At 65.5% G+C, this 19582-nt stretch carries 19 protein-coding genes; 10 read left to right on the forward strand and 9 right to left on the reverse strand.

Annotation, left to right across the window (positions count from 1 at the left end):
• The first annotated feature begins 14 nt into the window (after positions 1–14).
• From ACP15K_RS09290 to folD, 3 genes are all read left to right on the forward strand, one after another.
• Entirely contained in the window at positions 15–1691 is a 1677-nt protein-coding gene (locus tag ACP15K_RS09290; RefSeq protein ID WP_424990355.1) for a formate--tetrahydrofolate ligase, read from the forward strand.
• A gap of 74 nt (positions 1692–1765) precedes the next feature.
• The gene (locus ACP15K_RS09295) at positions 1766–2068 is read left to right on the forward strand and encodes a chorismate mutase (RefSeq protein WP_193141823.1); all 303 of its coding nucleotides are present in this window, start codon (positions 1766–1768) and stop codon (positions 2066–2068) included.
• An 81-nt stretch (positions 2069–2149) separates the two neighbouring features.
• Complete coding sequence (folD, locus tag ACP15K_RS09300) at positions 2150–3052, forward strand: bifunctional methylenetetrahydrofolate dehydrogenase/methenyltetrahydrofolate cyclohydrolase FolD (protein ID WP_424990356.1); 903 nt, start codon at positions 2150–2152, stop codon at positions 3050–3052.
• 109 nt (positions 3053–3161) lie between these two features.
• On the opposite strand, the gene ACP15K_RS09305 is transcribed toward folD, so the two are convergent.
• Genes ACP15K_RS09305 through ACP15K_RS09315 form a run of 3 tightly spaced genes read right to left on the reverse strand, consistent with a single transcriptional unit; the run spans position 3162 to position 6731 of the window.
• A complete protein-coding gene (locus ACP15K_RS09305) occupies positions 3162–3599 on the reverse strand; it encodes a PaaI family thioesterase (protein ID WP_193141821.1) in 438 nt (145 codons plus the stop codon).
• The gene (gene pdeM, locus ACP15K_RS09310; RefSeq protein ID WP_424990357.1) at positions 3596–4279 is read right to left on the reverse strand and encodes a ligase-associated DNA damage response endonuclease PdeM; all 684 of its coding nucleotides are present in this window, start codon (positions 4277–4279) and stop codon (positions 3596–3598) included. Before pdeM ends, ACP15K_RS09305 begins: the two co-directional genes overlap by 4 nt.
• Positions 4280–4328: 49 nt before the next feature.
• Positions 4329–6731 (reverse strand): ligase-associated DNA damage response DEXH box helicase, encoded by a 2403-nt coding sequence (locus ACP15K_RS09315; RefSeq protein WP_424990358.1) that lies wholly within the window; start codon positions 6729–6731, stop codon positions 4329–4331.
• 103 nt (positions 6732–6834) lie between these two features.
• Here ACP15K_RS09315 and ACP15K_RS09320 point away from each other — a divergent pair, with 103 nt between their 5' ends.
• A complete protein-coding gene (locus ACP15K_RS09320) occupies positions 6835–7578 on the forward strand; it encodes a hypothetical protein (protein WP_424990359.1) in 744 nt (247 codons plus the stop codon).
• Positions 7579–7580: 2 nt separating this feature from the next.
• Here the strand turns inward: ACP15K_RS09320 and ACP15K_RS09325 are convergent, their stop codons facing one another.
• The 6 genes from ACP15K_RS09325 to tldD form a co-directional block, all read right to left on the reverse strand.
• The gene (locus tag ACP15K_RS09325) at positions 7581–8207 is read right to left on the reverse strand and encodes a 3-oxoacid CoA-transferase subunit B (protein ID WP_193141817.1); all 627 of its coding nucleotides are present in this window, start codon (positions 8205–8207) and stop codon (positions 7581–7583) included.
• A 22-nt stretch (positions 8208–8229) separates the two neighbouring features.
• Positions 8230–8667, reverse strand: coding sequence for a DUF1801 domain-containing protein (locus ACP15K_RS09330; protein WP_193141816.1), 438 nt, complete (start codon positions 8665–8667; stop codon positions 8230–8232).
• Positions 8668–8672: 5 nt separating this feature from the next.
• Entirely contained in the window at positions 8673–9377 is a 705-nt protein-coding gene (locus tag ACP15K_RS09335; RefSeq protein ID WP_193141815.1) for a CoA transferase subunit A, read from the reverse strand.
• A 241-nt stretch (positions 9378–9618) separates the two neighbouring features.
• On the reverse strand, positions 9619–12345 hold the full coding sequence (gene topA, locus ACP15K_RS09340; RefSeq protein WP_193141814.1) for a type I DNA topoisomerase: 2727 nt from the start codon (positions 12343–12345) through the stop codon (positions 9619–9621).
• A gap of 107 nt (positions 12346–12452) precedes the next feature.
• A complete protein-coding gene (gene dprA / locus ACP15K_RS09345) occupies positions 12453–13613 on the reverse strand; it encodes a DNA-processing protein DprA (RefSeq protein ID WP_193141813.1) in 1161 nt (386 codons plus the stop codon).
• A 152-nt stretch (positions 13614–13765) separates the two neighbouring features.
• The gene (gene tldD, locus ACP15K_RS09350) at positions 13766–15187 is read right to left on the reverse strand and encodes a metalloprotease TldD (RefSeq protein ID WP_424990360.1); all 1422 of its coding nucleotides are present in this window, start codon (positions 15185–15187) and stop codon (positions 13766–13768) included.
• 176 nt (positions 15188–15363) lie between these two features.
• Here tldD and coxB point away from each other — a divergent pair, with 176 nt between their 5' ends.
• The 6 genes from coxB (at position 15364) to ACP15K_RS09380 (ending at position 19582) form a co-directional block, all read left to right on the forward strand.
• Positions 15364–16224, forward strand: coding sequence for a cytochrome c oxidase subunit II (coxB, locus tag ACP15K_RS09355; RefSeq protein WP_193141811.1), 861 nt, complete (start codon positions 15364–15366; stop codon positions 16222–16224).
• A 61-nt stretch (positions 16225–16285) separates the two neighbouring features.
• Complete coding sequence (cyoE, locus tag ACP15K_RS09360; protein ID WP_424990361.1) at positions 16286–17227, forward strand: heme o synthase; 942 nt, start codon at positions 16286–16288, stop codon at positions 17225–17227.
• On the forward strand, positions 17227–17415 hold the full coding sequence (locus ACP15K_RS09365) for a hypothetical protein (RefSeq protein ID WP_193141809.1): 189 nt from the start codon (positions 17227–17229) through the stop codon (positions 17413–17415). Before cyoE ends, ACP15K_RS09365 begins: the two co-directional genes overlap by 1 nt.
• Positions 17412–17990 (forward strand): cytochrome c oxidase assembly protein, encoded by a 579-nt coding sequence (locus ACP15K_RS09370; protein ID WP_193141808.1) that lies wholly within the window; start codon positions 17412–17414, stop codon positions 17988–17990. The genes ACP15K_RS09365 and ACP15K_RS09370 overlap by 4 nt, the downstream gene beginning before the upstream one ends.
• Before the next feature lie 29 nt (positions 17991–18019).
• Positions 18020–18820 (forward strand): cytochrome c oxidase subunit 3, encoded by an 801-nt coding sequence (locus ACP15K_RS09375; RefSeq protein WP_193141807.1) that lies wholly within the window; start codon positions 18020–18022, stop codon positions 18818–18820.
• 84 nt (positions 18821–18904) lie between these two features.
• Complete coding sequence (locus tag ACP15K_RS09380) at positions 18905–19582, forward strand: SURF1 family protein (RefSeq protein WP_193141806.1); 678 nt, start codon at positions 18905–18907, stop codon at positions 19580–19582.

Below are 19582 nucleotides of genomic sequence, written 5' to 3' on the forward strand. Positions count from 1 at the left end.
GCGGAGAACAGGACATGGGTTTCAAGACCGACATCGAAATCGCACGGGAAGCCAGCAAGAAACCCATTCAGGAGATCGGGGCAGGGCTTGGCATTCCCGAGACCAGTCTGATCCCCTTCGGCCACGACAAGGCCAAGGTCGCGGCGGACTTCATCGCCGGGGTACATGACCGCCCGAACGGCAAGCTGATCCTCGTCACCGCCATCAACCCGACACCGGCGGGCGAGGGCAAGACCACCACCACCGTGGGACTGGGAGACGGGCTGAACGCCATCGGCAAGAAGGCGGCGATCTGCATCCGTGAAGCCTCGTTGGGACCGTGTTTCGGGATGAAGGGCGGCGCGGCGGGCGGCGGCTATGCACAGGTCGTGCCGATGGAGGACATGAACCTGCATTTCACCGGCGATTTCCATGCCATCACCTCGGCCCACAACTTGCTGTCAGCGATGATCGACAACCACATCTACTGGGGCAACAAGCTGGCGATCGACGAACGCCGGGTGGTCTGGCGCCGGGTCATGGACATGAACGACCGGGCGCTGCGGGACATCGTGACCTCGCTGGGTGGGGTCTCGAACGGCTTTCCGCGCCAGACCGGGTTCGACATCACCGTGGCCTCGGAAGTCATGGCGATCCTGTGCCTGGCCACCGATCTGGACGATCTGCAGCGGCGGCTGGGCGACATCATCGTCGCCTATACCCGCGACCGCACGCCGATCTACTGCCGTGATATCAAGGCCGATGGCGCGATGACGGTGCTGTTGCAGCAAGCCATGCAGCCGAACCTCGTGCAGACCCTGGAAAACAACCCGGCCTTCGTCCACGGCGGTCCGTTTGCCAATATCGCCCATGGCTGCAACTCGGTCGTGGCCACAACCACGGCGCTCAAACTGGCGGACTACGTGGTGACCGAGGCGGGGTTCGGCGCCGACCTGGGGGCCGAGAAATTCATGAACATCAAGTGCCGCAAGGCCGGGCTGGCACCCGATTGCGTGGTGCTGGTGGCGACGGTGCGGGCCATGAAGATGAACGGCGGTGTGGCCAAGGCCGACCTGGGGGCCGAAAACGTCGCGGCCGTCAAGGCGGGTTGCGCCAACCTGGGCCGTCACATCGGCAACCTGAAATCCTTCGGCGTGCCGGTGGTGGTGGCGATCAACCATTTCACCGGCGATACCGAGGCCGAGGTGCAGGCCGTGCTGGACTACGTCAACACCCAAGGCTCCGAGGCGCATGTGTGCAAGCATTGGGCCGAGGGTTCGGCCGGAATCACCGAGCTGGCAAAGCGGGTGGCCCAGGTTGCTGACAGCGGCGTGTCGCAATTCTCGCCGCTCTATCCTGACGACATGCGCCTGTTCCAGAAGATCGAAACCATCGCCAAGCGCATCTATCGTGCCGACGAGGTGATGGCCGACAAGAAGATCCGCGACCAGTTGCGTGTCTGGGAAGACGCCGGGTTCGGAAACCTCCCGGTCTGCATGGCCAAGACCCAGTACAGCTTCTCGACCGATCCGAACCTGCGCGGCGCGCCCACCGGCCATTCGCTGCCGGTGCGCGAGGTGCGGCTGTCCGCCGGGGCCGGGTTCATCGTGGTCATCTGCGGCGAGATCATGACCATGCCGGGCCTGCCCAGCGTGCCAAGCGCCGAGGCCATCATGCTGAACGATGCCGGCCAGATCGACGGGCTGTTCTGAGCGATTTGGCCGGTGGTACGTCGGTGGGGAGCGTTGTAGAACCGGGCAGAAGCCAGTTTCGGAGCGCTGACCCCATGCAAGACCCTGCCGACTGCCAGACCATGACCGAGCTGCGGGTGGTCATCGACGGGCTGGACCGCGAGCTTGTGCAACTGCTGGCGCGGCGGCAGGCCTGTATTGATCGCGCCATCGCGCTGAAACCCGCCGAGGGTTTGCCCGCCCGCATTCCCGACCGGGTCGAGGACGTGGTGTCCAAGGTGCGGGCCGAGGCCACGCGCAACGGGGTCGATCCCGATCTGCTGGAGGCGCTCTGGCGGCAGTTGATCGACTGGTCGATTGCCCGCGAGGCCCGGGTTCTGGGCGGCGACGCGGGCTGAAAGTGTACGGGCGCCGGGCGACCCCGACGCTTTTGGACGCGGGCCGGACTGAGGCCGGCGGTGGCGAGAAAGGGACGCAAGATGGCAGCGACGATCATCGACGGCAAGGCTTTTGCGGCCAAGGTCAGGGGCCAGGTGGCCGAGCATGTGACACGGCTGAAAGAGGTTCACGGTCTGACCCCCGGTCTGGCCGTCGTGCTGGTGGGGGAAGATCCTGCAAGCCAGGTCTATGTGCGCTCCAAGGGCAAGCAGACGGTGGAGGTCGGGATGGCCTCTTTCGAACACAAGCTGCCGGCCGAGACCGATCAGGAGACCCTGATGGCGCTGGTCGCGCAGTTGAACACCGACACCTCGGTGCATGGCATTCTGGTGCAATTGCCGCTGCCGGCGCATCTGGACGAAGAGGCGGTGCTGAACGCCATCAATCCGGCCAAGGACGTGGACGGTTTCCATATCTCGAACGTGGGGCTGCTAGGTACCGGGCAGAAAGCGATGGTGCCCTGCACGCCGCTGGGGTGCCTGATGATGCTGCGCGAACATCACGGATCGCTGTCGGGGATGGACGCGGTGGTGATTGGCCGCTCGAACATCGTCGGCAAGCCGATGGCGCAATTGCTGCTGGGCGACAGTTGCACGGTGACCATCGCGCATTCGCGCACCAAGGATCTGCCCGATGTGGTGCGCCGCGCCGATATCGTTGTTGCCGCCGTGGGCCGCCCCGAGATGGTGCCGGGTGACTGGATCAAGCCCGGCGCCAGCGTGATCGACGTCGGCATCAACCGCGTGCCTGCTCCGGGGAAGAGCGAAGGCAACACCCGGCTGGTGGGTGACTGCCAGTTCGACAGCTGCGCCGAGGTTGCCGGGGCGATCACCCCGGTGCCGGGCGGGGTCGGGCCGATGACCATCGCCTGCCTGCTGGCCAACACCCTGACCGCGACTTGCCGGGCCGCGGGCTTGCCCGAGCCCGAGGGGCTGACCGCCTGAGCCTGTGGCGTTGTTGGCCCGCTTTGGTCGGGGTGCGGAGTGTCTGGTGGGCCGAGGTGCCTCCGGCGGGAGTATTTTTGCCAAGAAGAAAGTGTAGGGCGGACGCGCGTCAGGCTGGCGGCACCGGGATCATGGTGCCTTGCAGCAGAGCGATTTCGACCGTGCTGCCGTCCTCGCGCAGGGCGGCCACGCTGGCCTGTACCACGGTGAGCCGGCGGCCCGCGCGGATGACCTTGCCGGTGGCAATCAGGGCCTTGCCGCGCGCCGGGGCGAGCAGGTTGATCTTCATCTCGACCGTCATCACCTCGCTGCCTTCGGGCAGAATGCCGAGGGCCGCATAGCCGGCCGCGCTGTCGCCAAGCGCGAAGGTCAGCCCGGCATGGCCGTGCCCGTGCTGCTGCAGCGCCGTCGGCAGGATCGGCGCGGTGATTTCGCAGTGGCCGGGGGCGAGGCCGGTCAGCTGCGCGCCAAAGTTCTGCATCAGGGTCTGGCGAACGAAGCTGGCGCGGATCGCCTCTGCGACGGCCGGGGGCAGGGTGGTGGTCATGCGGGGCAAGCCTTCTGTTTGTGGCGGGGCATGGGAACGGCATGGGCGGCGCTGCCGGTCAGGATGGCGCGGGCGTCGGGGCCCATCAACCGCGCCAGTTCCGGCGCGGTGCTGGGCAGGCCGCCGGTGTAGGTGCCGAAGGCCGGCATGATGATCCGGACGCTGTCGACCAGAAAGCAGCGCCGCGAAACCGACGTGCCGCGCAGCCCCAGCCGGGCCTTGGGATGGTAATGGCCCGAGACCTCGCCGGTGGCGGGGGTGGCGATATGGCGAAAGCTGAGGGAGCCGAGGCTGGTTTCGGCACGATGGGTGCCGGGCAGGTCCAGCGGGCCGGGGTCGTGGTTGCCCTCGACCCAGGTCCAGTCGCGCCCGGCGATCAGGCGGGTGAGCCAGAGGGTGAGATCTTCTTCCAGATCCCGCGCCGCGGTGCGGTCGTCGAAACTGTCGCCCAGGCAGATCACCCGGCGGGCGCCGGTGCGGTCCAGCTCGGTTTCCAGCCGTGCCAGCGTGTCGTGGCTTTCATAGGGCGGCAGCATCGAGCCGCCGCGCCGCGCGATGCGGTCGGATTTGCCAAGATGCAGGTCCGAGACCACCAGCAGGTGTTCGGCGGGCCACCAGAGCGCGCCAGACGGCCGGGCGCGCAGGGCCGCGCCATGGAAGGAGAAGTGATGATCGTTCATGCTTCGTTCTGACATCGGCGCAGGGTCTTGTGCAAGAGATTCGATGTGCTCACGGCACCAGCCCCGCCGCGCTGAGCAGCTTCTCGGCCTCGCTGGCCAGCAGCCGGTCCTGCGCGGCGCCCTGCACCGGCACCTTGCCAACCTCCAGCAGCAGGGGGGCTGCCAGCGGGGTGATCCGGTCCAGCATGCGATGGTCGATACGACCGTGCGTGCGCGCGATCATCTCCTCGATACGGCCGAAGTCCACCAACCCGCGCAGGGCCTCTTCACGGGTGATTTGCATCAGAAGATGGTCGGGGTCGTATTTTTGCAGGGTATCGTACAGGATATCGGACGAAAACGTCGCCTGCCTGCCGGATTTTCGCTGTCCCATGGTCTGGCGGTCGATCAGGCCCGAGATTACCGCGCTGGCCTTGAAGGTGCGTTTCATCACCGCGTTTCCCGCCAGCCATGTCTCGAAACCGGCGCGCAGGTTGTCGCCCTGAAACAGCGGGGCGGGGTCGGTCAGCGGGTCCAACCCCCAGATCAACACCGCGTAGTCGCTGGCGACGAAGCCCATGGGAGCGAGGCCCATGGCCTCCATCCGGCCGGTCAGCAGCAGGCCCAGCGTCTGCATGGCGTTGCGCCCGGCGAAGCCGTAGACGCAGGTATGGGCGCGGCCATCATGGGGGAAGCTCTCGATCAGCAGGCGATCGGCCTCGGGCAGGGCCGAGACCTGCCGTTGCAGGGCCAGCCATTGCGCGGTGTGAGCCGGCAGTTCGGGCCAGTCGGCCTGCCGGAACATGGACAGGATGCGGGCCGACAACTGGGTCGAGGTGGCGAATTTGGTGCCCGAGAAGACCGCCAGCTTCGGCTTGCGCCCGTCGCCACGGCTGACCTCGACCACCATTTCGCGCAGCCCTTCATAGCGCACGGTGCGCCCGCCGATCAGGAAGGTGTCGCCGGGGGTGAGGGTGGCGGCGAAGGCCTCTTCGACCTCGCCCAGCGGCGGGCCGCCGCGGCTGTGCCGGAAGCGCACCTTCAGGGTGTCGGTATCCTGGATGGTGCCGATGTTCATGCGGATCTGGCGGGCGGCGCGGGGGTCACGCAGTTGCCAGTGCCCATCGGGGCGTTGTTGCAGACGCTGCCAGCGGTCATAGGCGCGCAGGGCGTAGCCGCCGGTGGCGCAGAATTCCAGGCAGGCGTCGAATTCGGGCCGGGTCAGATCGGCATAGGGGCCGGCGCGGGTGACTTCTGCATACAGGGCATCGGCGTCGAAGGGGCCCGCGCAGGCCACGATCAGGATCTGCTGGCACAGAACGTCGCGCGGGCCGCGTCCGCGCGGGTCGCCGTCCAGATCATGGTCGCGTACGGCGGCCAGTGCGGCCTGGCATTCCACCACCTCGAACCGGTTGGCGGGCACCAGCCGCGCCTTTGACGGCGCGTTGTAGCGGTGGTTGGCGCGCCCAATCCGCTGCACCAGTCGCTTGACGTTCTTGGGGGCACCGATCTGGATCACCAGATCCACGTCGCCCCAGTCGATCCCAAGATCGAGCGAGCCGGTGCAGACGATGGCCCGAAGCGCCCCGGCGGCCATGGCGGCCTCGACCTTCTGGCGCTGTTCGCGGGCCAGCGAGCCGTGATGGATGCCGATGGGCAGGCCGTCGTCATTGGCCAGCCACAGGTGGTGAAAGAAGATCTCGGCCTGCGCGCGGGTGTTGTGAAAGATCAGCGTCGTTTTATGCGCCTTCACCGCTGCCAGCACCTGCGGGATGGCATAGCGCCCGCCACCGCCCGCCCAGGGCGGGGCCTCGGGCAGATCCAGCATGGCGATATCCGGATCGGGGCCGGGATCGGCGGTCAGGATCTCGCAGGGTTGCGGATGCGCGGCCAGAAAGCGGCCAATGGCGGCGGGATCCTCGACCGTGGCCGACAGGCCGACCCGGCGCAGGTCCGGACAGAGGCTTTGCAGCCGGGCCAGACCCAGCATCAACTGGTCGCCGCGTTTCGATTCGGCCAGCGCGTGGATTTCGTCCACAATCACCCGTTGCAGCCCGGCAAAGATGCGCGGGGCGTCCTCGTAGGACAGCATTACCGCAAGGCTTTCAGGTGTGGTCAGCAGGATATGCGGCGGGTCGGCGCGCTGTCGCCTTTTCTGCGTGGTGGTGGTGTCGCCGGTGCGATCCTCGACCCGGATCGGCAGGTCAGCTTCGGTGATCGGCGTGGTCAGGTTGCGCTTGATGTCGGCGGCCAGCGCCTTGAGCGGCGAGACATAGAGCGTGTGCAGGCCGGTGCGCGGGGCTTGGGTCAACTCGGCCAGTGTGGGCAGAAACCCGGCCAGCGTCTTGCCGCCGCCGGTGGGGGCGACCAGCAGCAGGGCAGGGTCTGACGCCTGTGCCAGCATGCGCGCCTGATGCGGATGCAGGGTCCAGCCGCGTTTACCAAACCATGACGTTAACGGGGCGGGCAGCATGTCCGGCGCCTTTTGGTAAGACAGTCACAACCCTTGCACCCTAACCCTGAGACCGGGTGATGCGCGAGATGCGGCGGGGGCCGACGCGCAGAAAGGTGGGACAATGTTCGGGATCAGGGGATCCATGGGTCAGCGCGTGCCGCTGCCGCTGGTGGTGGATGTGGATGGCGCGCTGTTGCAGCGGGGGCTGTGTGACAGCATCCTGCGCACCACCCTGCGCCGCGCGCCGTGGATGACGCGCCGCCATTGGCACGGGCGGCGCGCCGATCTGACGGCGATCACACTGGCCGAGGCGCTGCCCGATCTCGAGGTGCCGGTCGCGCTGAACCGGGACCTGCTGTCACAGATCGCCGTGCATCAAAGGCTGGGCGGGACCACCTACCTGATGGGGCAGGCGCAGGCCGGAATGCTGGCGGCGCTGGCCGATTTCCTTGGGATCGAGGCGCAGGTGCTGGGATCGGATGCCGACATGCCGCTGGACCGGACCCGGCAGGCGCATCTGCTGCCCGCGCTGTTCGGATCGAAAGGCTTTATCCTGATTGGCGGGCGGCGCAGCGGGGAGGCGCTGTGCCTTGCCGTGCGCGAATGCTGGATGGTGGGCGGCGCGCCGCGCATGAAGCGGCGGCTGCGCACCCACGGCGGCCGGATGACCCTGTTGCCGCCGCCGCTGTGGCTGCCGTTGCAGGTGCCCATGGCCATGATCGCCGGGCAGGGCGCGACTGACTGCGGGCCAAACCTTGGGCAGTTGGCGTCACGCGCGGTCTGGATGCGCGAAACGGAAAAGACGCGCCCGGCAAGGGGCGCGTCCGAAACGCAGGCCGGGGCGGATGCCCGCCGCCGGGCCTGAGATCAGTTGACCAGCGTGGCCTGGGTTGCGGCGCGCATCTCGTCGTCGGTAACGCCCTCGGCCAGTTCGACGATCTTCAGGCCGCCCTCGACCACGTCCAGTACGCCAAGGTTGGTGATGATGCGATCCACAACACCCCGACCGGTCAGCGGCAGGGTGCATTCCTTCAGCACCTTGCTGTCGCCATGCTTGTTGGTGTGATCCATCACCACCACCACGCGGCCGACCCCGGCCACCAGATCCATGGCGCCGCCCATGCCCTTGACCAGCTTGCCGGGGATCATCCAGTTCGCCAGATCGCCGTTTTCGGCCACTTCCATGGCGCCCAGAATCGCCGCTGCGATCTTGCCGCCGCGGATCATCCCGAAAGAGGTCGCGCTGTCGAAATACGAGGTGCGCGCCAATTCGGTGATGGTCTGCTTGCCGGCGTTGATCAGGTCCGGGTCTTCCTCGCCCTCGAAGGGGAAAGGGCCCATGCCCAGCATGCCGTTTTCGGACTGCAGGGTGATGTCCTTGTCGCCCACGTAGTTGGCCACCAGCGTCGGGATCCCGATGCCGAGGTTCACATACATGCCGTCTTCAAGCTCTTGTGCCGCGCGTGCGGCCATCTGGTTGCGATCCCAAGGCATTGTCTTGCCCTCCGTTGAAGTATCAATCTGCTGCCCGGTTTTGCGCGCGGGCAGTGGTTGCCCGATGCGCCATGCGGGCAGTGGTTGCCCGACGCTCATCCCGGGCCGCGATGACGAGGGCCCGGATTGCCGGATCGGCAACCTCGGCCTCTCTCTTTAACTTGACGTGGCGCAGCGCCTGACCGGTGCCTTCAAGGCGATGATCCGGATCCGGCAGGCTGGTTCCGTGAAAGAACCCCAGGTTCACATGGGCGCTGTGCGGCATGGCATAGGCGTAGCCATGGGTCATCTTGCCCGGCCCGGCGCCCCACCACACGCTGCGCTCCTTGCGGCTGGCTGCTTCGGTGGCGTCAGGGTCCAGATCGGCAATCAGGGCGCGAATCGACGTCAGCGTGGCGGCATGGGCCGCGGCCGCCGCCAGAATCTCGTCGAATGTGCCCAGACGATCGTCGATCTGCACCGGCCTCAGGCCTCCTCGCGCTTGCGCACGGTGCGCTGTTCGATGCGCTTTTCGTGTTCGCCCTGAATGACCCGGTGCACGTAGATGCCCGGCAGGTGGATGTTGTCGGGGTCGAGCGAGCCACGCGGCACAATCTCTTCCACTTCGGCCACGCAGATCTTGCCGCACATGGCCGCCGGCGGGTTGAAGTTGCGCGCGGTCTTGCGGAACACGAGGTTGCCGGTGTCATCGGCCTTCCACGCCTTGACGATCGAAAGATCGGCAAAGATGCCTTCTTCAAGGATGTAATCCTCGCCATTGAAGGTCTTCACTTCCTTGCCTTCGGCGATGACGGTGCCGACACCGGTCTTGGTGTAGAACCCCGGAATGCCGCAACCACCGGCCCGCATCCGCTCGGCCAGCGTGCCTTGCGGGTTGAATTCCAGCTCAAGCTCGCCCGAAAGATACTGGCGCATGAATTCCGCGTTCTCGCCGACGTAAGAGCTCATCATCTTGCGGATCTGCTTGGTGTCCAGCAGCTTGCCCAGCCCGAATCCATCCACGCCGCAATTGTTGCTGGCAATGGTCAGATCCTTCACGCCGCTGTCGACGATGGCGTCGATCAGTAGTTCGGGAATACCGCAAAGGCCAAAGCCTCCGGCGGCGATGAGCATGCCGTCCGACAGCACCCCATCCAGCGCCTCAGACGCCGAGTCATAGACTTTCTTCATGGAAAAAACGTCCCTTCCACCTTCAGTTCCCAATCGTTGTGACGTTCTGCTTGGGGCGTGTCAACGCAATGCTGCGCCGCGGCGGGTCTGTTGCGCAATTATATTAGCGCATTGGGTGTCAGAGTAAGGGCCAAGCACAACGGCCCGGAACACCCCCAATGGCGGTTGGGCCGGGGCGCGACCCGCCGGGTGGTTTTGCCGGCAGGGCCACTTTGGGGCAAAGGGCGCCTTGCAGGCGCGCTCACCCCTCGTCGGTCTTCGGGGCCGCTGCGGCCTTCTTTGGAGCCTTCTTCGCTGCCGGTTTTTTCTTGGCAGCGGCTTTCTTCTTGGGGGTTGCCCGCTTCCGGCCCCCGGATTTCGCGGCCTTGGCGGCGATCAGTTCCAGCGCCTGATCCATGGTGATGGCGTCGGGTTCGATGCTTTCGGGCAGCGTGGCGTTGACCTTGCCCCATTTGACATAAGGTCCATAGCGCCCCTTCATCACCGCCACCGGGCCACCGTCGGGATGTTCGCCCAGTTCCTTCAGCGGCTTGGTGGCCGCCGGTTTGCCGCGCTTGGGTTTCGAGGCCAGAACCTCCACCGCGCGGTTCATGCCGATGGTGAAGACCTCCTCCACATCATCAAGATTGGCGTTGGTGCCACCCTTGTGCGAGATGGTTTCGGCATGTTTCAGGTAGGGGCCATAGCGCCCGATGTTGGACCAGATCGTCACCCCGTCTTCGGGATGCGGGCCAATCTCGCGCGGCAGGGACAAAAGCTTCACCCCCTGGTCCAGCGTCAGCTCTTCGGGCGACCAGCCCTTGGGCACCGACTGGCGCGGCGGTTTGGGAACGTCCTCGGTCACCGGCCCGCGCTGGACGTAAGGCCCGAAGCGGCCCTTGAAAACGCGGATTTCATCCCCTTCGTCGGTGCCCAGAAGCTTGCCCTCGGGCGGGATGGCGCGCTCGGCTTCCTCGCCTTCCAGCGGCGGGCCGAAGGGGCGGGTGTAGCGGCATTCGGGGTAATTCGAGCAGCCGATGAACGCCCCGCCCGAGCGCGCGGTGCGCATCGACAGGCGACCGGCGCCGCAATTGGGGCACAGGCGCGGATCTGTGCCGTCTTCCTTGGGCGGGAAGAGATGCGGCTCCAGCACCTCGTTGATCTTCTCCAGCACTTCGGTGATGCGCAACTCGGCGGTTTCCGAGATCGCGGCCGAAAAATCGCGCCAGAACTGGTTGAGCACTTCCTTGTAGGCGCGCTCGCCCGCCGACACGTCATCAAGCTGCGATTCCAGGTCGGCAGTGAAGTCATAGCCCACGTATTTGCGGAAATAGTTCATCAGGAAGGCCGTCACCAACCGGCCCTTGTCCTCGGGGATCAGGCGGTTGCGATCTTTGGTGACATAGCCGCGGTCCTGAATGGTGGTGACGATCGAGGCGTAGGTCGAGGGCCGCCCGATGCCCAGTTCTTCCATGCGCTTGACCAGCGTCGCCTCGGTATAGCGCGGCGGCGGTTGGGTGAAATGCTGCTGGCCCAGAACCGCGCCGTCTTCGGACAGCACCGCGTTCTTGGCGCGGCGCGGGCCATCGGGGGCCTCGGTCACATCGTCGCTGTTGCCCGCGGCCTTGTCGAAATCGGCGATCAGGGCAGCGGATGACAGCTTCATGGCGTCGCCCTGGGCCACTTGCGGCAGGCGCTTGTCGTCGTCGTCGGCCACGTCATCGCGGCCTTCTTCGTAGACCTTGATGAAACCGTCGAACAGAACGACCTGGCCGGTGGCGCGCAGCATGACCTGGCCATCGTCGCTGCCGATGTCCACGGTGGTCCGTTCCATCCGGGCGGCGGCCATCTGGCTGGCCAGGGTGCGTTTCCAGATCAGGTCATACAGGCGGCGCTGGTCGGTGTCGGTGACGCGCAGCGCACGCGCATCGCGGGTCATGTCGGTGGGCCGGATACACTCGTGCGCTTCTTGCGCGTTCTTGGCCTTGTTCTTGTACATGCGCGGCGACTTGGGCAGGTAGTTCTCGCCGTAGCGATCCTTGATCGCGTCGCGCGCCGCCATCACCGCCTCGGGGGCCATGTCGATGCCGTCGGTCCGCATGTAGGTGATGTAGCCGGCTTCATACAGGCGCTGCGCAAGGCTCATGGTTTGCCGCGCGCCGAAGCCGAACTTGCGGCTGGCTTCCTGTTGCAGGGTCGACGTCATGAAGGGCGCCGAGGGGTTGCGGTTGGCCGGTTTGGCCTCCACCGACTGCACCGAAAGGCTGCGCGAGGTCACCGCGTGGACCGCCAGTTCGGCGGCCTCGGCGGTGGCAAGGTCGAACTTGTCCAGCTTCTTGCCGCCCAGAATGGTCAGGCGTGCTTCCAAGCTCTGGCCGCGCGGGGTTTCCAGTATGGCGCGCACCGACCAGTATTCCTGCGGCTTGAAGGCCTCGATCTCCATCTCGCGCTCGACGATCAGGCGCAGGCAGACCGATTGCACGCGGCCGGCGGATTTCGCGCCGGGCAGTTTGCGCCACAGCACCGGCGACAGGTTGAAGCCTACCAGATAGTCCAGCGCGCGGCGGGCCAGATAGGCCTCGACCAGCGGCGCATCCACTTCGCGCGGGTTCTTCATTGCCTCGGTGACGGCCGATTTGGTGATCGCGTTGAAGACCACGCGGCTGACGGCGGTTGTTTTCTTGATCGCCTTGCGCTTGGTCAGGGCCTCCTGAAGGTGCCAGCTGATGGCCTCGCCCTCGCGGTCGGGGTCGGTCGCGAGGATCAGCGTGTCGTCGTCCTTCAGGGCGTCGGCGATGGCCTTGACGTGCTTGCGCGAGTCGCTTCCGATCTCCCAGATCATCTCGAAATCATTGTCGGTATCGACCGAGCCATCCTTGGGCGGCAGGTCGCGCACATGGCCGTAAGAGGCCAGAACGGTGAAGTCATCGCCCAGATATTTGTTGATTGTCTTGGCTTTGGCAGGGGACTCGACGACAACGACCGGCATACGCGGGGGCTCCAAACTGGGGCAGACTCAAAGGATGACCGCTAGATGTGGGCTAGGGTGCAGGGTTGTCAATGAGGCGGATATGGGACAGTTGGCCCGCCGGACCCTCAGCAGCGCGAGATCAGGCCACCGGCGTGACGCTGGATCTTGCCGGCAATTTCCAGGTCCAGGACAGCGCCGGCCAGCGCGCCGGGGGCGAGGTTCAGATCACGCACCAGTTGATCCTCGGCCGTGGGCACGGGACCCAGGCGGTTCAGCAAGGCCGACTGCACATCGTGGGGGATCTGGGCCGGCTCCGGATCGGGCGGGCAGGGCAGCGGCAGGGCGTCCTGCGCGGGCCGGGGCGCCACCGGCGTGTTGGCCGCCGGCGCGCAGCCTTCGAGGGCTTCGATCACATCTTCGGCACAACGCACCAGTGTCGCGCCATCGCGCAGCAGCATGTTGCAGCCCGAGGCGCGCCCGTCCATCGGATGGCCCGGCACCGCCATCACCTCGCGCCCCTGGTCGGCGGCATTGCGGGCGCTCAGCAGGCTGCCCGACCGCGCGGCGGCTTCGACCACGATGGTGCCCAGCGACAGGCCGGTGATGATCCGGTTGCGGCGGGGAAAATGGCGCGATTGCGGCGTGGTGCCGATGGGTTGTTCCGACACCAGCAGCCCAGCCCTGGCGATACGATCCTGCAGGCGCTGGTTCTCGCGCGGATAGGCCACGTCCAGCCCGCCACCCAGAACGGCGATGGTGCCGGTGTCCAGCGCGGCCTCATGGGCGGCAGTGTCGATGCCGCGCGCCAGACCAGAGACCACGGCAAACCCGTGCGCGCCCAGGTCCAGCGCCAGTTTGCGCGTCATCCGCTCCCCCAGCGAGGAGGCATTGCGGGCGCCGACAATGGCGACCATCGGGTCATGAAACAGCTCACAGCGGCCCTTGACCCAGATCACCGGCGGCGGGTCGGGTATGACGGACAGGGCTTGCGGATAGTCGGCGTCGCCAAAGCAGATCAGGCGCGCGCCCATGCGGACCCCGTCGCGGTATTCGGCCCGCACCAGCGCGTCCGAGGCCGGCTGGTACTTGCGCACCCCGGCCTTGGCGGCAAGGTCCGGCAGCCGGTCCAGCACGCGGTCGGCAGAGCCATGCTCCTGCATCAGGCGAAAGAAGGTGTGCACCCCGACCCCCCGGGATCGAAAAAGGCGGAGCCACGACAACCTGTCTTCTTCCAACTTTGGTGGGGTGAGGGGTGTGGTTGTGGAAGAAAACAGCTCTTGCGTCATCGCGGCTCCACCCAAGGGGTAGGTTCATACATGAAGCCGCAGAGTTAACGTGGGGTGAAGAAAGCCGGAACAAATCGGCTCGAAACCGACTTATTGACCATCATGGACGAAAACCGGGTCAGGGATTCCCGACCCGGCCCGCCGTGGCGCGATCAGGCGGCCGAACCGCCCACGGTCAACCCGCCGATGTGCACGGTGGGCTGGCCGACGCCCACAGGCACCCATTGCCCGGCCTTGCCGCAGGTCCCGATGCCGGGATCCAGTTGCAGATCGTTGCCGATGGCGCGGATCTGTTGCAGCGCGGTGGCGCCATCGCCGATCAGTGTGGCCCCCTTGACCGGCGCGCCGATCTTGCCGTTCTGGACGCGATAGGCCTCGGTGCAGGAAAACACGAACTTGCCGTTGGTGATGTCGACCTGACCGCCGCCGAAGCCCACCGCATAGATGCCATCCTTCAGACCGGCCAGAATGTCGGCGGGGGCGACGTCGCCGGCCTCCATGATGGTGTTGGTCATCCGCGGCATCGGCGGGCAGGCATAGCTTTCGCGGCGTCCGTTGCCGGTGGGGGGCACCCCCATCAACCGGGCGTTCTGACGATCCTGCATCAGGCCCACAAGGATGCCATCCTCGATCAGCACGGTGCGCGACGACGGCGTGCCCTCGTCGTCGAAACTGATCGAGCCGCGGCGATCGGGCAGGGTGCCATCATCAACCACGGTCACGCCGGGGGCCGCGATGCGCTGGCCCATCAGCCCGGCGAAGGCCGAGCTTTTCTTGCGATTGAAATCGCCTTCCAGCCCGTGACCGATGGCCTCGTGCAGCAGGATCCCCGGCCAGCCCGGTCCCAGCACCACGTCCATGATGCCTGCTGGCGCAGGTTCGGCAGACAGGTTCACGCGGGCAATGCGCAGCGCCTCGTCGATGGCCCCCTGCCAATGGGAAGGATCGGTCAGCAGCGCCAGCGCGCTGCGCCCCCCGGCGCCATGGCTGCCGGTTTCGCGACGGCCGTTGTCTTCCAGAATGACCGACACGCTCAGCCGGGTCATCGGGCGGGTGTCGCTCAACAGCGCGCCGTCGGGGCGCAGGATCACCACCTCCTGCAGGCTGGCGGCAAGGGTGGCAGACACCTGCACCACGCGCGGATCGGCGTCGCGGGCATAGGCGTCGATCTCGCGCAGGGTGGCCAGCTTGGCGGCAAAGCCGGTCTCGGTCAGCGGATCGTCATCGGTATAGAGCCGCCGGTTGGTGCGTGCGGGTCCGTCGGCCAGCGTGCCGCCGCCGTCACCGATGGCCAGCCGCGCGGTTTCGACGGCGCGGCCAAGGGCAGCTTCCGAGATTTCGGTGGAATGGGCATAGGCGGCGGTTTCGCCCTGCACGGCGCGCAGGCCGAATCCTTCCGAGGCATCGTAGCTTGCGGAGCGCAGCCGACCGTCATCGAAGCTCAGCACTTCGGACCGGCTGCGTTCAAGAAACAACTCGCCGTCATCGGCGCCGCGTGTGGCGGCCTGCACGTGCCGCAGGGCGGTATCCTGATCCAGCAGCATTCCGAAGGGTTCAAAATTTCCGGTTTTCATATCTGAGCATTCCTGTATTTGATCCCGATCAAGATGTCGGAAATGACGCACTGCCCGAGACTTGTTCGCTGTATGCAAATATGGTTTTTGGATGCGTCACAGCAATGGGTGATTGCGGCAGGGAGGGCCGGGCGATCATGAACAGCCTCTCTGTGCGAAATCAACAGGAAGAGAACATGCTTAACTCTTTGCCAAAATTTGGCTTTATTTCTGGTGCCTTCGCCGCGTTTGGCGCCACGGCCGCGCAGGCGCAGGACGTTCTGGGCGATTTGCCGACGATCGGGAAACCGGCGCCGGGGGGGATCGGTTTTCAGGACGCCGCGACCGAATTGGCCCGCGAACTGCAATGGCTGGACGGGTTCCTGCTGGTCATCATCACCGCCATCGTGATCTTCGTGACCGCGCTGCTGATCTACGTGATGGTGCGCTATAATTCCAAAACCAACCCGACACCTGCAGGGTTTACCCACAATTCGCCGCTGGAAGTGGCCTGGACCATCGTGCCGATCCTGATTCTGGTCTTCATCGGCGCCTTCTCGCTGCCGATCCTGTTCAAACAGCAGGAAATTCCGGAAGCCGACATCACCATCAAGGCCACCGGGTATCAGTGGTACTGGGGGTATGAATACGTTGATGACGGATTCAGCTTCGATTCGCTGCTGCTGGCCAAGGAAGATCTGGCCGAGTACGGCTATGCCGAGGATGAGTACCTGCTGGCCACCGACACCGCCGTTGTGGTTCCGGTCGGCAAGACCATCGTCATGCAGGTCACCGGTGCCGACGTGATCCACGCATGGGCAATGCCAGCCTTCGGCGTGAAGCAGGACGCGGTGCCGGGCCGTCTGGCCGAACTGTGGTTCTCGGTCGAGAAGGAAGGCATCTATTTCGGCCAGTGTTCGGAGCTTTGCGGCAAGGATCATGCCTATATGCCGATCACCGTCAAAGCCGTCAGCGAAGAGGCCTATGCCGCTTGGCTGGAAGGCGCGAAGGAAGAGTTCGCAGGCCTGCCCGCGACCTACAACGTGGCCGCGCGCTGAGCCGAAACCTGACTTCAACGATCTGTCCGGGCAGCGGTCCGGGCAGATACCGGAGACCTGAATGACCGACGCGACTTCCTCTCTCTCCTCTCCCCAAACCGGCGAAGCCGGTTTTGGCGACTATGTGGCGCTGTTGAAGCCCCGGGTCATGACCCTGGTGGTGTTCACGGCGTTCGTGGGGCTGGTGGTGGCGCCGGGGCAGATGCATCCGATGGTGGCCTTTACCGCGATCCTGTTCATCGCCCTGGGCGGCGGCGCCTCGGGCGCGCTGAACATGTGGTGGGATGCCGACATCGACCGCGTGATGCGCCGGACCCGCAGCCGTCCGATCCCCTCGGGCAAGGTGCGCGAGGACGAGGCGCTGGCCGTCGGTCTGGCGCTGTCGGGGATCTCGGTGGTGATGCTGGGGCTGGCCGCAAACCCGTTCGCCGGTCTGTTTCTGGCCTTCACCATCTTCTTCTACGTGGTCATCTACACCATGTGGCTGAAACGCTGGACCCCGCAGAACATCGTCATCGGCGGTGCGGCAGGGGCCTTCCCGCCGATGATCGGCTGGGCTGCAGCCACCGGCGGCATTGCCGTCGAAAGCGTGCTGATGTTCGCGCTGATCTTCATGTGGACGCCGCCGCACTTCTGGGCGCTCGCGCTGTTCATGAAGTCCGACTACAAGGATGCCGGGGTACCGATGCTGACGGTCACCCATGGCCGCCCGGCCACGCGCCGCCACATCCTGATCTATACCGTGCTGCTGGTGCCGGTGGCGCTGGGACTGGCGCTGACATCGATAGGTGGGCCGGTGTACCTGGCCACAGCGCTGGTGATGAACGCCGCCTTCGTCAAAGGCGCCATCGGCATCGCGCGGCGGACCGAGGCACAGGCCGAGGCCGACAGCTACAAGGTCGAGAAATCCTTCTTCCGCCTGTCGCTCTATTATCTTTTCGCGCATTTCGGCGCCCTGCTGGTGGATGCCAGCCTGGTGCGCGCCGGATGGGAGGTGTTCTGATGGCATTGGGCAGGGAACATGAACTGCACACCCGCCGTCGTGGTCGCAACCTGGGCCTTGGCCTGACCCTGCTGGCGTTCGTCGCGGTGGTCTTCGGACTGACGCTTGCCAAGATCGGCAATGGCGGCGGCGTGCAGGCGTTCGATCACGCGCCGCGTCCCGAACTTGTGCCGGAGTCCGAGAAATGAGCCTGCAAGGCCCGCAGAAGACCGTCGCCCTGACCGTGGGCGTGGTGGTGCTGATGGGCAGCCTGGCCTGGGCCTCGGTGCCGTTTTACGACTGGTTCTGCCGGGTGACCGGCTTTGGCGGCACCACCGGCGTCGCGGACTCCGGATCTGACGCGGTTCTGGATCGGACCATCACCGTGCGATTCGACGCCTCGAAAGAGCGTGATATGCCGTGGGAGTTCACACCCGTGGCCCGCGAGATGACCCTGAAGATCGGCGAAACCGGTCTGGCGTTCTACGAGGCCTACAATCCCACCGACCACCCGGTTGCAGGCACGGCCTCGTATAATGTCGCGCCTTATTCGGCGGGCGGCTTCTTCACCAAGATCGACTGCTTCTGCTTTGAGATGCAGGTGCTGGAGCCGGGTGAACGGGTGCAGATGCCCGTCACCTTCTACGTCGACCCTGAAATCGTGACGGATCGGGACGCAAAACACGTTCACACGATCACGCTTTCCTATACCTTCTACGAAACCGATTTGCCCGAGGACGTGCAGGCGCGTCTTGACGGCCCCGCCTCGTCAACCGTCAATTGAAGACCCGGACCGGAAAGACAGAGTTCAAAATGGCCCACGAAAAGAACCACGACTACCACATTCTGCAACCTTCGATCTGGCCGCTCGTGGCCGCAGCCGGTGCCTTCATTATGCTGATGGGCGCGGTGCTGTGGATGCACGGTATGGGCCCCTGGATGTTCCTGATCGGCTTCGTCACCGTGCTGTACACGATGTTCGGGTGGTGGTCTGACACCGTGACCGAAAATGGTGTCGGCGATCACACTCCGGTGGTGCGCATCGGCCTGCGCTACGGCTTTATCCTGTTCATCATGTCCGAAGTGATGTTCTTCGCCGCATGGTTCTGGAGCTTCTTCAAGCACGCGCTGTACCCGATGGGCCCCGACAGCCCGGCGATCGACGGTGTCTGGCCGCCGGCGGGGATCGAGACCTTCGACCCCTGGCACCTGCCGCTGATCAACACGCTGATCCTGCTGTGCTCGGGCTGTGCCGCCACCTGGGCGCACCACGCGCTGGTGCATGAAAACAACCGCAAGGACATGAAGTCGGGCCTGATCCTGGCCATTGTCCTGGGCGCGCTGTTCACCGTGTTCCAGATCTACGAATACAGCCACGCGGCCTTTGGCTTCTCGGGCAACATTTATGGTGCCAACTTCTTCATGGCGACCGGCTTCCACGGGATGCACGTTCTGATCGGCACGATCTTCCTGTTCGTCTGCCTGATGCGCGTCTATCGCGGCCATTTCACCCCGGAGAACCACGTCGGTTTCGAAGCCGCCGCCTGGTACTGGCACTTCGTCGATGTGGTCTGGCTGTTCCTGTTCGCCGCAGTCTATATCTGGGGCGGTTGAACCCCCTCGTGACATTCGCCTAAAGCGGGGCGCGGGCCGGTGGGTTCGCGCCCCGTCCCGTTTCCCGGTTCCGGAGTTTGCCCGATGCGACGACTGATCCTGCCCCTGATCTTCGGCTTGGCCGGCGCGGCCGTGCTGGTCGGGCTGGGCGTCTGGCAGGTGCAACGGCTGGGCTGGAAGCAATCGGTGCTGGCCGAGATCGAAGGGCGCATCGAAGCGGCACCGGTGGCGCTGCCCGCCCAGCCCGAGGAAACCCGCGACAAGTATCTGCCGGTGACCGCCACCGGCGTGATCGGCCCGGATGAAATCCTTGTGCAATCCTCGATGAAACTGGTGGGGCCGGGGTTCCGTGTCATTGCCCCGTTCGAGACCGAGGGCCGCCGTATCCTGCTGGATCGCGGCTTCATCCGCCTGACCGACCGCGACCTGGTGCGCCCGTCCGTGAGCGCCACGATCACCGGCAACCTGCACTGGCCCGACGAAGTTGACGGCTTCACCCCGGATCCGGACATCGCCGGCGGCATGTGGTTTGCCCGCGAGATCGCGACTATGGCCGCCCATCTGAACACCGAACCGGTGCTGCTGGTCAGTCGGTCCAGCGACGAAGATCCGGTTGCCGTGACCCCCTTGCCGGTGACCGCCACCGGCATCCCCAACAACCACTTGCAATACGCCATAACCTGGTTCCTGCTGGCCGTCGTCTGGATCGCCATGACCGCGTTTTTCGTGACCAGCCAGCGCCGCCGCACCAAGAAGGACTGA

The organism is Fluviibacterium sp. S390 (genome assembly GCF_049800695.1).
In the GTDB taxonomy this organism is placed as follows: Bacteria; Pseudomonadota; Alphaproteobacteria; order Rhodobacterales; family Rhodobacteraceae; genus Meridianimarinicoccus.

Excerpts from the sequence above, each read along its gene's own strand:
- ACP15K_RS09290 (WP_424990355.1), top strand. The coding sequence starts at position 15 with ATGGGTTTCAAGACCGACATCGAAATCGCACGGGAAGCCAGCAAGAAA.
- ACP15K_RS09295 (WP_193141823.1), top strand. The coding sequence starts at position 1,766 with ATGCAAGACCCTGCCGACTGCCAGACCATGACCGAGCTGCGGGTGGTC.
- folD (WP_424990356.1), top strand. The coding sequence starts at position 2,150 with ATGGCAGCGACGATCATCGACGGCAAGGCTTTTGCGGCCAAGGTCAGG.
- ACP15K_RS09305 (WP_193141821.1), bottom strand. The coding sequence starts at position 3,599 with ATGACCACCACCCTGCCCCCGGCCGTCGCAGAGGCGATCCGCGCCAGC.
- pdeM (WP_424990357.1), bottom strand. The coding sequence starts at position 4,279 with ATGAACGATCATCACTTCTCCTTCCATGGCGCGGCCCTGCGCGCCCGG.
- ACP15K_RS09315 (WP_424990358.1), bottom strand. The coding sequence starts at position 6,731 with ATGCTGCCCGCCCCGTTAACGTCATGGTTTGGTAAACGCGGCTGGACC.
- ACP15K_RS09320 (WP_424990359.1), top strand. The coding sequence starts at position 6,835 with ATGTTCGGGATCAGGGGATCCATGGGTCAGCGCGTGCCGCTGCCGCTG.
- ACP15K_RS09325 (WP_193141817.1), bottom strand. The coding sequence starts at position 8,207 with ATGCCTTGGGATCGCAACCAGATGGCCGCACGCGCGGCACAAGAGCTT.
- ACP15K_RS09335 (WP_193141815.1), bottom strand. The coding sequence starts at position 9,377 with ATGAAGAAAGTCTATGACTCGGCGTCTGAGGCGCTGGATGGGGTGCTG.
- topA (WP_193141814.1), bottom strand. The coding sequence starts at position 12,345 with ATGCCGGTCGTTGTCGTCGAGTCCCCTGCCAAAGCCAAGACAATCAAC.
- dprA (WP_193141813.1), bottom strand. The coding sequence starts at position 13,613 with ATGACGCAAGAGCTGTTTTCTTCCACAACCACACCCCTCACCCCACCA.
- tldD (WP_424990360.1), bottom strand. The coding sequence starts at position 15,187 with ATGAAAACCGGAAATTTTGAACCCTTCGGAATGCTGCTGGATCAGGAT.
- coxB (WP_193141811.1), top strand. The coding sequence starts at position 15,364 with ATGCTTAACTCTTTGCCAAAATTTGGCTTTATTTCTGGTGCCTTCGCC.
- cyoE (WP_424990361.1), top strand. The coding sequence starts at position 16,286 with ATGACCGACGCGACTTCCTCTCTCTCCTCTCCCCAAACCGGCGAAGCC.
- ACP15K_RS09365 (WP_193141809.1), top strand. The coding sequence starts at position 17,227 with ATGGCATTGGGCAGGGAACATGAACTGCACACCCGCCGTCGTGGTCGC.
- ACP15K_RS09370 (WP_193141808.1), top strand. The coding sequence starts at position 17,412 with ATGAGCCTGCAAGGCCCGCAGAAGACCGTCGCCCTGACCGTGGGCGTG.
- ACP15K_RS09375 (WP_193141807.1), top strand. The coding sequence starts at position 18,020 with ATGGCCCACGAAAAGAACCACGACTACCACATTCTGCAACCTTCGATC.
- ACP15K_RS09380 (WP_193141806.1), top strand. The coding sequence starts at position 18,905 with ATGCGACGACTGATCCTGCCCCTGATCTTCGGCTTGGCCGGCGCGGCC.